This window comes from Halorubrum lacusprofundi ATCC 49239, from assembly GCF_000022205.1.
Classification (GTDB): domain Archaea; phylum Halobacteriota; class Halobacteria; order Halobacteriales; family Haloferacaceae; genus Halorubrum; species Halorubrum lacusprofundi.
Genome location: NC_012028.1, coordinates 282,745 through 295,026, shown reverse-complemented (window position 1 = coordinate 295,026; position 12,282 = coordinate 282,745). Strand labels below are relative to the sequence as shown.

Annotated in this window: 12 protein-coding genes and 2 pseudogenes; 10 read left to right on the top strand and 4 right to left on the bottom strand. The window is 58.6% G+C overall.

Features of this window, described 5'->3' with window-relative positions; translation table 11 throughout:
* The first annotated feature begins 177 nt into the window (after positions 1-177).
* From HLAC_RS14945 to HLAC_RS19880, 10 genes and pseudogenes are all read left to right on the top strand, one after another.
* A complete protein-coding gene (locus tag HLAC_RS14945) occupies positions 178-1,962 on the top strand; it encodes a 5'-nucleotidase C-terminal domain-containing protein (protein WP_009762318.1) in 1,785 nt (594 codons plus the stop codon).
* Between the two features lie 63 nt (positions 1,963-2,025).
* The gene (locus tag HLAC_RS14940) at positions 2,026-3,174 is read left to right on the top strand and encodes an MBL fold metallo-hydrolase (RefSeq protein ID WP_009762319.1); all 1,149 of its coding nucleotides are present in this window, start codon (positions 2,026-2,028) and stop codon (positions 3,172-3,174) included.
* Entirely contained in the window at positions 3,164-4,597 is a 1,434-nt protein-coding gene (locus HLAC_RS14935; RefSeq protein WP_015911533.1) for a multicopper oxidase family protein, read from the top strand. Before HLAC_RS14940 ends, HLAC_RS14935 begins: the two co-directional genes overlap by 11 nt.
* Before the next feature lie 234 nt (positions 4,598-4,831).
* Positions 4,832-5,017 (top strand): SHOCT domain-containing protein, encoded by a 186-nt coding sequence (locus tag HLAC_RS20025; RefSeq protein WP_394296234.1) that lies wholly within the window; start codon positions 4,832-4,834, stop codon positions 5,015-5,017.
* A gap of 95 nt (positions 5,018-5,112) precedes the next feature.
* Positions 5,113-5,529: a DUF302 domain-containing protein gene (locus tag HLAC_RS14930; protein ID WP_009762321.1), complete on the top strand. Its 417-nt coding sequence runs from the start codon at positions 5,113-5,115 to the stop codon at positions 5,527-5,529.
* Between the two features lie 6 nt (positions 5,530-5,535).
* The gene (locus tag HLAC_RS14925) at positions 5,536-5,889 is read left to right on the top strand and encodes an SHOCT domain-containing protein (RefSeq protein WP_009762322.1); all 354 of its coding nucleotides are present in this window, start codon (positions 5,536-5,538) and stop codon (positions 5,887-5,889) included.
* Positions 5,890-6,102: 213 nt separating this feature from the next.
* Positions 6,103-6,369: a thioredoxin family protein gene (locus HLAC_RS14920; RefSeq protein ID WP_009762323.1), complete on the top strand. Its 267-nt coding sequence runs from the start codon at positions 6,103-6,105 to the stop codon at positions 6,367-6,369.
* A gap of 103 nt (positions 6,370-6,472) precedes the next feature.
* On the top strand, positions 6,473-7,021 hold the full coding sequence (locus HLAC_RS14915; protein ID WP_232230975.1) for a plastocyanin/azurin family copper-binding protein: 549 nt from the start codon (positions 6,473-6,475) through the stop codon (positions 7,019-7,021).
* 51 nt (positions 7,022-7,072) lie between these two features.
* A pseudogene (locus HLAC_RS19860) lies at positions 7,073-7,150 on the top strand (SHOCT domain-containing protein); the annotation flags it as partial.
* A 105-nt stretch (positions 7,151-7,255) separates the two neighbouring features.
* Positions 7,256-7,529 (top strand): annotated as a pseudogene (locus HLAC_RS19880) (transposase); the annotation flags it as partial.
* Positions 7,530-7,741: 212 nt separating this feature from the next.
* On the opposite strand, the gene HLAC_RS14910 reads toward HLAC_RS19880, so the two are convergent.
* The 4 genes from HLAC_RS14910 to HLAC_RS14895 form a co-directional block, all read right to left on the bottom strand.
* Positions 7,742-8,182, bottom strand: a complete 441-nt coding sequence (locus HLAC_RS14910; RefSeq protein ID WP_172404560.1) for a DUF8160 family protein — start codon at positions 8,180-8,182, stop codon at positions 7,742-7,744.
* A gap of 14 nt (positions 8,183-8,196) precedes the next feature.
* Positions 8,197-9,108, bottom strand: coding sequence for a ParA family protein (locus HLAC_RS14905; RefSeq protein WP_009762326.1), 912 nt, complete (start codon positions 9,106-9,108; stop codon positions 8,197-8,199).
* Positions 9,109-9,601: 493 nt separating this feature from the next.
* Entirely contained in the window at positions 9,602-10,894 is a 1,293-nt protein-coding gene (locus HLAC_RS14900) for a tyrosine-type recombinase/integrase (protein ID WP_015911530.1), read from the bottom strand.
* 244 nt (positions 10,895-11,138) lie between these two features.
* Entirely contained in the window at positions 11,139-12,035 is an 897-nt protein-coding gene (locus HLAC_RS14895; RefSeq protein WP_009762328.1) for a hypothetical protein, read from the bottom strand.
* Positions 12,036-12,282: the final 247 nt, after the last annotated feature.

The window sequence follows — 12,282 nt, the reverse complement described above, 5'->3', positions numbered from 1 at the left end:
GCGGTGAATTCAAAAATCGACAGACGGCGCTGGTGTTAGTGACGTTACGCCGTTGAGCGGTGAAGCTGGGCGCTAGCAAAAGCCTCTTCTGTCTTGCGATTTCTGGGGGTAAACACATACAATAATTATAACCGGATATTCCGAACATTCGGTGTCTGTAACGACAGTCACATCACGATGAACGAGCATGAAACGGATATCGGCGAGTGGCGGTCCCTCGGCGGCGCCCCTGTCGGAGACGGTAACGATGACGCCGACGCCGTCTTCGCTCACGTCAGCGACCTCCACGGGCAGCTGACGCCGCGCTACCAGGTCTACTACGACAATCCGACGTCGACGCCGGACTTTAATTTCGGAGACGACGATCGCGTCGTCGAGCGCGGCGGCGGGATCCCCCTGCTCGCAGCGAAACTCGACGAACTCCGCGAGGACTACGACGTGTGTACGCTCATGAGCGGCGACACGTTCCACGGCTCCGCCGTGACCACCTACACCGATGGGCGAGCGATGCTCGATCCCGTCAACGACCACGTCGCGCCCGACATCTATGTCCCGGGGAACTGGGACTACTCGAACGAGGCCGCCGAGGACGGCAACTTCGTGGAGTTGATGGACGACCTCGACGCCCCGATTCTCGCGAACAACCTCTACGACTGGGAGACCGACGAGCGACTGTACGACGCGTACCGGATCCTCGACATCGGCGGACTCTCCGTGGGGGTCGTCGGGATGACGAACGTCTACGTCGATCGGATGGCACCCGCGTTCTCCGAGGGGAAGTACCGCTTCGGTAAACACCCCACACTCCTCGAGGAGTCCGCACAGGCCGCCCGCGAGGACGGCGCGGACGTCGTGGTCGCGGTCACCGAGATCGGCCTCCCGTGGATGGTCCAAGCCGCCAAGGACTGTGCGAGCGTGGACGTGATGTTCAGCGCGCACACCCACGAGTACACCTACGATCCGATCGTCGTCGAGGAGACCGAAACCGTGGTCGTCGAGTCCGGGATGGGTGAGGCGATCGGCCGTGTGGACCTCCGCGTTCGGGACGGGGAGATACAGTTCCGTCACCACCTCTACTGTCTGACCGAGGACGGCGAGCACACGCCGGAACCGGACGCCGATGCGGCGGAGACAGTCGAAGCCGTGCGTGCGCCCTTCTTCGAGGCCGATCCGGGATTCGAGCGAGGGGCTGGCACGCTCGACCGTCCGCTGGATGCGGTCGTCGGTCGGACGGAAGAACCGCTCTACCGGCAGTCCTTCCTTGAGAGCGCGTGGAACGCGCTGTTCAACGACGCACTCCGTGCACACTTCGGCACCGACCTCGCCGTCTCGCACGGGTTCCGGTACGGGACTGCCATCCCACCCGGCGACATCACGCTCGGCGAACTCTACACGTTCTTCCCGATGACGACGCCCGTCGCTCGTGGCGTCGCCTACGGCCAGCAACTCACGAACCACATGGAGGAGTTCCTCGGGGACAACTTCACACCGTACCCCTACGACCAGGAGGACGGCCGCGTCCGCAACTTCTCCTCGAACGTCGAGGTGACCCTCGATCCGACCGCGAAGCGTGGCCGCCGCCTCGTCGAACTGCGAATCGACGGCGAGCCGGTCGACCCGGAGGAGACGTACTCGGTGGCGACGTTCCGCCGACCCGGTGATCCCGAACGCGACCTCGGAAACTGCGGGTTCCCGTTCCGGGACGTCGAGGTCGACGACGATACGATACCTGTCGACGTCATCGTCGAGTATCTCGAGGAACACTCGCCCGTCGACTACGAGGTGATGGGGCTAGTCGAGACCGCCGAGGATGGCGGCCGAGTCCAGAACACGCCCGCAGACGGGCCGTATCCGTTTATCCAGCCCGGCGTCGACTACGCGGCCGGCGAGGCGTACTGCGAGACGTCCATGATACCGCGCAGGAACACGTTTCCCGATGCAGGGCGTAATCGAACGCGCTAGGCGGCGACGCGAACGCGACAGATCCGACGAACGGCACACTCGATACGGCACAGGTGAGATACGATGGTCAACAACATCACTGCGGAACGACTAGCGGGGAAGATCGACGCCGACGAACAGTTCACGCTCATCGACGTGCGTCCCGAAGACAGCTTCGAGGCCTGGCACGTGCGCGACGCGGAGAACGTGTCGTATGACCCTGACGAGGGATTGAGCGAGGACCAACTGAACGAGGTGGACACACTGGTCGACGGCCGGCCCGTCGTCGCGATCTGCGGGAAGGGTCTGACGTCGACGCCGTTCGCGTTCGAGTTGGACGAGCACGGCTACGACGACATCTCGGTCGTCACCGGCGGTATGGAGGAGTGGAGCAAACTCTACGAGGTCGTCCCCATCGAGACGTCCAGCGACGACCTCGTCGTTCGGCAGGTCCAGCGCCGAGCGAAGGGCTGTCTCGGCTACGTCGTCGGCTCGAAGGAGGTTGGAGAGGCCGTCGTGGTCGATGCCACCAGACAGACCGACCAGTTCAAAGTCGCTGCGCAGGACGCTGGCCTCTCCATAGCGCGCGTGCTCGATACGCACGTCCACGCCGACCACATCTCGGGCAGTCCGACCCTCGCCGACGAGGTTGGCGTGCCCTACCACCTCGGCGACGCAGCTCGCGAGCGCGGTGTCGAGTACGAATACGACCCGCTACCGGATGGCGACGTCATCGAAGTCGGCGACGTCGAGATCGAGGCGCTCCACACGCCCGGCCACACCTCGGAGATGATGAACTATCTCGTCGACGGCGAACTCCTGTTGACGGGCGATACGCTGTTCGTCGACTCCGTCGGGCGGACCGAACTCCAGTTCGGCGAGGACGACGCCTCGCGTGGAGCGGAACTGCTGTACGACTCGCTCCACGAGACGATCCTCAATCTCCCGGATGACACGACGATTCTACCAGGTCACCTCACCGTCACGAGCGACGGCCGCTACGAGAACGGTTCTCCGGGTGAACCCCTCGAAGCTCGGCTCGGGGATCTCCGCGACGAACTCGACTTCCTCGGGCTCGACCGCGAGGCGTTCGTCGAACGATTGACCGAGGATACCCCGGAGAAACCTCCAAACTACGAGACAGTTATCGCCATTAACACCGGCAAAGAGACCGTCGAAGACGAAAGTGAGGCGACGGAACTCGAACTGGGACCGAACAACTGTGCCGCATAGATCACAGCACCTGCTCTCCCGTCGCAACCTCCTCCAGCTGACGGGGGCGACCAGCCTCGGCGCGCTCGCGGGTTGTACCGGTCAGCTACCGGGCTCCGACGACGGTGCTAGGGGCCGTGAGGTGTCGCCCCGCGCGACAGTCACGGCCGAGCCGGATACATCAGTGAGCCTCACTGCGGCGTCCGGGTCGATTCGACCATCCCCCGACACGTCGACGACCAACTGGATGTACGAGGGACAGTTCCCGGGACCGGAGCTACGCGTTCAGGAGGGTGACGTACTCAGCGTCGAACTGACGAACGACCTCCAAGAGGAGACGACGATTCACTGGCACGGGGTTCCCGTCGCTAACCCGGTCGATGGGGTGCCGAACGTAACGCAGGACCCGGTCGCTTCCGGCGATACGTTCACGTACACGTTCCGTGCCGAACCCGCCGGGACGTACTTTTACCACAGTCACGTCGGACTCCAACTCGACCGTGGACTGCTCGGCCCACTGATCGTCGAAGAACGTGACCCACACGTCGAGTACGACCACGAGTACGTCGTCGTGGTCGACGATTACCTCCCCGGAGAGCCGGAACTCCCTTCGGACGGGGGAATGGGAGGTGGTGGAATGGGTGGGGGAGGCGGGATGATGGGAGATATTCGGCCGCCATACGAAGGGCTCCTGATCAACGGTCGACTCCCAGAGAATCCTCAGACGTTCGACGTAACGGAGGGTGAGCGGATTCGCTTCCGATTCGTGAACGCCGGCAGCGCGACAGTCTTCGGTGTCCGGATCGCCGGCCACGAAATGACGGTGACCCACGCCGATGGTCGACCTGTCGAACCCGTCGACGTGGACTCGTTCGTCTTCGGAGCCGGTGAGCGCTACGACGTCGTGGTTGAGGCGACGAATCCGGGCACGTGGGCCGTGCAAGCGGATGCGCTCGATGGAAACGAACCACCAGCGAGCGCTGTCGTCGAGTACGAGTCAGCGGGCGAGGGAAGCCCACAGCGCCCGTCACCGGCTAGTAACCAACTGCGGTATCGGGACTTGCGGGCGATCTCCTCGCTCGACGGGGTGAATGGAGATCCGGATCGAACGTTCGATCTGACGCTCTCCCGTGGCAGGGGACAGTCCTACACGTGGACGATCGACGGACAGGCCTATCCGGACGCCGACTCGCTCCAGATCCGGCCCGGAGAACACGTCCGGATTCGGATGACCAATCAGAGCCCAGTCGTTCACCCGATGCACCTTCACGGCCACTTCTTCCAAGTCGGCAACGCGATCAAAGACACGGTCATCGTCCCCGGACATAGAGGGCAGGTGACGATAGACTTCCACGCGGATAATCCCGGCCGGTGGTTGTTCCATTGTCACAATCTGTACCATCTCGACGCAGGGATGGCGCGTGTCGTGAGATACGTCGAGTGACCAGGTTGGAGACCCGATTTTAGATCGTTCACACTGCCGTTCGTGTGGTCGTGGTCCTGTCTGGGAGTAGGGTTGAGTGCCAACCCGGCGAATTCGAGCCGGATGAACGATTCTATTCTTGAAAAGCGTTTAGAGCACTCTATACACGTTCTCGAACGTTTAACTGTGTAGATTTACACCCCGGCGGCGGTATGATGAGCGGCGGTTGGGGCTCTCCGGCGGAGCGGTTGGTCTCTGGGGACTTCTCTGGATGGGGCTCCTCATCGCCGTCCCGCTCTACATCGTCTAGCGCTCCCCAACCGAGGATCCGGCGGGAACGATGAGCAGTCGCTGTCGGTTCTCCGCGAGCTCTACGCCCGCGGTGAGCTCTCGGACGACGAATTCGATCGACGGCGAGAACAGCTCAAACGTTCCGGATGACCGGGACAGGTGTTGTTCCAGCAGATGCATCACACTCCCAACGCCCGCCGTTGCGGCACCCAACTGTTAACTCCCTGGACGGAGTATGATATTTCATGGAATACACAATACAAACAGCAGTAACCGGCGAGTTCGACGACGTTGTCGACACGACGATCGCAGCGCTCAAAGACGAAGGATTCGGCGTCCTCTGTGACATCGATATCCAGGCGACGCTCAAAGAGAAACTCGGCGAGGAGTTCCGCCAGTACCGCATTCTCGGTGCATGCAATCCCCCGCTGGCATACGAGGGATTGACCGAGGAGATCGAACTCGGTGCACTCCTCCCGTGTAACGTCATCGTCTACGAGAATGACGACGGCGACATCGTGGTGAGTGCCGTCGACCCGGAGCAGTTGGTCGGCATCGCAGACAACGATGCGCTCGACTCCATCGCGACCGAGGTCAACGAGCGTTTCGAGCGTGTTCTCGCCAGTGTCGCTGACGAGTTTGAACCCGCGTCGGAGGTCTAAGTAACGATGGCTTCATCGAACCAACTCGACACCACGACCATCCTGCTCCTGATACTCGGAGCGATCATCTTGCTCCCGTTACTCACGATGGGGATGGGATTCGGCGGAATGATGGGCTACGGCGGGATGGTGGGCTACGGCGGGACCACCAGCGGGTGGTGGCCGTTCGTCGGGATGCTTTTCCCGCTCATCTTCCTCCTCATCCTCCTCGGCGGTGGCTACCTCGTCTTCCGGCGCATGAGCGAAACGCAGACGTCTCAGGATCCCGCGATGGAGGAACTCCGCACGGCGTACGCTCGCGGCGACCTCACTGACGAAGAGTTCGAAGCCCGCCGCGAGAGACTCGAACGGTCGGAGTAGACAACGAGTACATACCACGGTGCGGAGGCCCCAAGCCTGTGTACTCGACTTCGTTCATTAGGCTATTCCCAATCACCACTGTGTGAGCGTGCCTTCGAATCGAAGATGGGGCTCTATCAGCTAACGATTCTGAATAGAAATGCAGTTAAGTTACAAGACCGTAGATTACAATATGACCGGAGTAATCCTCTTCACTCAAGAGACGTGTGGGGCATGCGCAACACAGCGGGAAAAAATGACGGCCTTGAGGACAAGTATCCGGACGTGGAGTTCCGGGAGGTCGACATACAGACCGACCTCGAAACGTCCGAGGAATACGGCGTCCGGAAGACGCCGACGACACTCGTCTACGCGAACGGTAAACAGACCGCCGAGTTCATCGGTATCGTCGAGCGGAACGACCTCGAGTCAGCCATCGAGCGCGCGACCGAGCAGTCGTCTGGACTCGCCCAACGTCTCGTCGATGTCGTTCGAAAATAACGATCACCAGACCAATTCAAATCACATGACGAACTATAATCGACGTCAGTTCCTGGGAGTACTCGGTGCCGGCGCAGTCGCCAGCACAGGCCTCTCTCAGCCAGTGAGCGCACAGGAAACGCCCGTCGTGAAGATGGGCAACAACTACTTCGAACCGATTGGGCTCCACATCGAACCCGGCACGACCGTTCGCTTCGAGATAGCAGCCGGTACACACTCGGCAACGGCCTACGAGAACCGGATTCCGTCCGACGCCAGCGCATTCGATAGTGAGGTCATCTCGTCGGGAGGGTTCGAGTACACGTTCGAAAAACCGGGCACGTACGACTACTACTGCATCCCACACAAGTCGGTCGGGATGGTCGGTCGCATCGTCGTCGGCAGCCCTGGAGGTCCAGCAGAAGACAGTCCGATTCCGGACGGTGACGTGCCCGAGAGCGAAGCGATCATTGAACAGGGCGCGATAGCGTATGGATCTAGCACCGACGGTGACGGGTACTCCGATGGCGGAATGATGGGTCCAGGGATGGGGTCTGGCCCTGGAATGATGAACGGCCGGAACAGTGGCTGGGGTGGCGGGCTGCCGTTCGTCGGCGGGGCACTCGGAATGCTGGGGCTGGTCGGTGGACTCCTCTACTGGGCACTGGAGTGAGGTGACGCTCCTTCCCGGAGTGATGATTCCGCGATAGAAGCTCTCTAACGCCGTTACGCACGAGGCGAGATCGGCGAAGAGGAGTTCCAGCGACACCGTGAACGGTTGGCGGAGAATCAAGAGAGCTGAAGCCTCTCGAATGCTGTGCGTGTGGAGGCCCTCACGTTTGTTGATCACGAGCCAGTAGCCGATCTCGATACTGGACGATCCGTACCAAAACCAGGGGTTATTCCACGATTCACCCGGCAACCGGAAGTCGCCATTATTCTCGGCTTCAGCCGAGTGCCTGACGAATCGGCGTTCTCACGAGCGTAGCGAAATCGCTCCTACGACGCAGCCCACGAATACGTCTACGCTGCTGCTCACTTCGTCGTCAAGGAAGTCCACGATCACGACATCCCCGCATCCGAGGTCCGGCCAAAGGCACAGATCGTCGACGAGACGCAAGAAGACGCAGATTCACAAGAGAATCAGCCCTTCTCAGGAGGAGATCGTCCAGACGACTCGAAATCCACTTTCGATTGGCGAAAAGCACCACGAGTCGACGGTGATCCGACCCAAAACGAACATCCTCCAAAACTGTGTTTCTCACCAACGACTCGATAGTATCGTGAATGACGATTCATTTTGGCATTCAAAAGAACAGGAGAGGGTCTATTCTGAGCACCTCGTTCGATGCCGGCCATCCTCATAATATTCGAGAATCTGTGAATCAGTGATTCACTGATCGACGTCTTCCTTGGCTAGTTCGCGAATCTTCTCCTTCGTTTCCTCCTGGTGCTCGCCGAACGCCACCTCGAAAACCCCACGGTAGAAGTGCTTGTTTTTCTCCAGCGTGATGTCTTCGCGTTTGAGCTGCTTTTTCAGTCGAGTGAACGTGATCTCGACGTCTTCGCTTTGCTCCGGTTCGACGTATATCGTGGCTGAATCCCAATCCTCGCGGATGTTCAGCGGCTCGTCATCTGTCTCTCTTGCCTCACTGGTCGACGAATCACTATCGGTCGTGGAAGCGGTCCTCTGCTGATCTGATCGATCTTCGGTCGCCGCCGCAGTTTCACGATCCTTCGCTTCCGATTCCACGGACGTCTCCATGGTCTCCTCGTCTGCGACCGCGTCCTCCTCTTCCACCTCATCTGAAGGGTCCTCGAACCGTTCGTCCATTCCCCGGGGCATTCTTACGCCTCCACCTGCGCCTTGTCGAACGCCTGTTCCATCGTCTCTGCAACTTCCAGGAAGAGGTCACGCTCTACTTGCTGATCGTTCGCGTCTTCCCATTCGAAAATATCTTGTCCGTTGTCCCACGCACGCTGAATCGCTACTCGCATCGGGAGCTTGAAAATTGGTGCCATCGACGCGAAGGACTCGTCGAAGGCGTTGAGGAATTTTTTCGACTGGCCGTCGTCCCGGTACATGTTCGCCAGGAGTCCGACGATTGCAATCTCGATCTGTTGATTGTCCTCGATGGACTCCAACTGGTCCCACAGATCGTCAAGTGCATCCCGTGATGTTGCTTGGGTCTGTGCAGCCAGGAAGACGTTCTGAGCCGCGATGAACGCCGCATCTGTTAGGACTGAGAGGTCAGGGGGGCAGTCGACTACGATATAATCATAGTTGTATCCGTCGTCAACCATCTCTTCGAGGGCGAGCTTCAGCGAGAGTCGGGCACTCGCATCGTCCATCCAATCTCGAGCAAGGCCCATATCCTTGTGGCTGGGAATCAGGTCGAAGTTCAGATGGTCGTACTCGTCGGCTTCGATCATAATCTCTGAAAGACTAGTATCGTGCGTGCGGGGATTATCGACGAGTACGTCGAGCAGATTCTCGTCATCGGTGACTAATGTGTTGGGGAGTTCGTTCTTCGGGCTTGAAGGATCGTTGTCGTCGCCTGGACCAAGTCCAAGCCCTTTCGTCATGTCGGCTTGTGGGTCCATATCGATTGCAAGAACATCGTGGTTGCGAGTAGCCAGCGCCGCGGCACTGTTGATCGTCGCCGTTGTTTTTCCTGTCCCGCCTTTCTGGTTGCCGAAGGCGATCGTGGGGATGCCAGTCGATGGGGTGACGCCCCATCCACGAGGTGTCTCGGTCATGGTTCGATCATTGAATCAATGACTCATAAATCCACCTCAGACGTCCAATGCCGAACTAGAACTTCTAAAGTGCTGAATTCTGTGGTATCACCTCTAATACCACCATATTCTACTTCTCCTGGTTGAAAATCAGTAACTCATTGATTCATGGATTCACTGAATACAGGATTCCTCACAATGCCTGTAATCTTGGAGGATGATGTCTGATACTGACAGTCACTGAATCAGTGATTCAGTGCCTCCTGCAGTAGCAGATTCATTGATTCATTATCCCATGGACTCACTGAATCTTTGATTCAGCGCTTCCGGCATTCATTGACTCCACGACTCTCCACATAATATTGGATTCCAGGAATCAGAAACTCCTTGATTCTCTGATTCAAGTTTTCAGTGATTCATTGATTCAATGACTCTGTGATTCACTGCCCATCTATCTCACGCATTCGCCGGGATAACTGACTTGGATAAGACTACTTTGACGTTTAGTATACCCTCAACCCTCCTCGAAGGCGGCAGCTAGCTGGTCACGCATATACTCTCGACGGAGCTTCCGGGCCCGCGAATCTGAGAGGTAATTTTGCAATACGACGTCGGCACTCGCGCTTCCTTGTTCGGCCGCAATCTCGTCGAGGCTTCCGAGGACGACGTCGAGTGACGAGGAATAGGCGTCATACCAGAAGCGTCGCCCCATCTTTGGCGAGGGGGATACACCACCAATTTCGTCAGGCAGACCCGCTTGCTCAGCGAGTTGGGTAAAGCGATTCCAGACTGTCCACCGGGAAATCGGGCCGCCTGAGGCGTGTGGCGACGGAAACAGATAGCCATCCCACTCCTCGTGATCGGCGAACATTGCAATGCGGTCTTCGAGTACCTCTTTACCGTAGAGTAGCGACACCTCGCCGGGCCCATTCTTCCGCTCCTCGAACGTAATATACGGAACTTCGTCGGTAGAGATGTCAAGAACGAATTGGCGTACTCGTAGGCTGGCCACCTCATTCGGACGAAGACCCCATGCACACAGGGCGAGTACCAGGAGGCGGTTCTCCTGGTCGTCTGCCGCATTGTAGAGTGCGCGAACGTGCTCGGTGGCGAGACATGGTGTATCCGTATCGTCGTCATCGCCGTTCGACCAATCGAACTCGTCGTCGAGGCCGTCAGCGGGGTTCACCGCAGCCCACTTCCGACGCACTAAATGCGCATACCAGTTCGAGACCGCGAGATGAATCCGGCGTTTGGTTTGTCCACCGTCGAGATCCACATGCAGCCGGTCGAACGCCGCCCAACACGCATCAACTGCTTTGTAAGCTGGGACATCGCCCTCCCGGGCGACGGGTGTCACAAGGTCGTCGGTTCCATTCTCTTCACAGTAGGCGGCGACGTAGCGGTTCAATCGGTAGCGGAGGGTATCTATCGACGAGTCCGCGAGCCCCTTCCGCTTCCGCCGTGACGTGAGGAAGGACTCGAGTGCCTCGATAGTCCGTTCGTGGTCGGTCGCCCAGTCGTAACCCGATTCTACGGCCTCGGCCCCGAGATCCTCACGCCAAAACTCTGCGAAGGTCCTGTCGTGGTACTCCCGCAGGGCGTAGAGGAGCGGCCGGAAGCCATGGTCGCGGAGCCAGCTGTGTGTCGGTTTTTCTCGTTTTGGATCGAGCTCGTCTGTCTCCATCATCGGGGCGACAACAGCCCAGTACGCGTCGACGAGTTCTTCGAGATCGAGAAGAGTCCACGAGACGTCGTCGACGTCCTCCCAGTCTCGGTCACTCCCTGGTGTCGTTACGCCGCTCACAGTGCTATCCTCCCTGGTGTCCGCTGTTCGAGGCTAGGAATCAGCGATAGACGCCTCGCTGAGTCGGTTTCCAATTCTAAGCCCGGCATATTTGGCTGGTAGCGAGTTTCTCACAGATGCGATATAGGTTTTGGGGACACACAGACCGTTGGAGTCTGTGAGAACACCGAAAATAGATGCTGTAGTAGCCTGAACTTGTATGAATCCTATGTCGCTATACAAAGTCGGCAGAGGGTAACGGCGCTCAGCTTTTCTCGATCTCGAAGGCCCGGTCAAGGAGATCTGCGAGATCACGTAGATTCTCCGCAGCATATGATTCAACTCGCATCGCCACCCGTTCCGTTTCCTTCTGCTTCTTCCACAACGTCACCACAACATCGGAGTCTCCATCTGGGTCTGGCAGCGCGGCTGTTATCCATGCCGTCACGGTTGGCGACCCCTTAAACCACCTCTTACTGAGTTCATGCCACTCTGGATCACACTCTTCCGGTGACGGCCGGTCCTCCCCGAACGCTTTTCGCTCCAAATCATCGGCAAAGGATCTGAGTTTCAGAACGTCATTCGGAACAACCTGTACGGATAGCGATTCGCTCTCGCCCCATCCCTTTGCTTTCCCGAGTGAGAACGTTAGATGCCCATCTGGCGTTCTGGAAATTCGAGCGCTTCCTCGCCGCTTGATGCTTTTCTCCGCGATGGTAACCCACTCTCCCGATTTGTCGAACGACATCCAGTAGTCTGCAGGAATCGGGATTTCCATCTCCACTGTTGGATTCTTCTCTTGCCAGAGCCACCGCGTCACGTCGGGATACCCCTCCGTCTCGTACCGGTCGGGGAGAGCGTACGGCCACACCGAGAGGATGCCGGAGAGGTCAACATCGTGGGTAGAAAAGGCGTCTTCCTCGAGCCAGGCAACGCTGTACTCCCGATCAAGATAGTGCTCTACGACTGCTGCTTTGTCTTTTCCTTTATTCTGATACTGGGCTTCAACTGCAATTCCCTTTCCGTACGGACTACACGGCTCGGGAAATTCTAATAGCACGTCAGGAATGCGCCCCTCGAGGTTAGACTCGAGTTCAATTGTTGCCTCCGGGTAGTCGTTCTCCAGCCGGGCGTATGCAATCGCCTTCATCTTGTGATGCATCTCGGACTCTCCAGAACAACCACCGTCATTACTACCGGCTCCGCTGCCACCTCCCTTCCCGCCGCCCTTGTGACTGAAGTGCCGAGATACGAAAGTGCTCCCACGGTTGTAGGACCGTACTACTGACATTCCTTCACCGCAAGCTGGACACTCAACTGTCGTTCCGGCCGGTACCTGTGGAGGGAGCACCTCATCTTTATTTAGCAGTCCAAGATATGGCATCGAAATACTGAGTTAAAATCGGCTC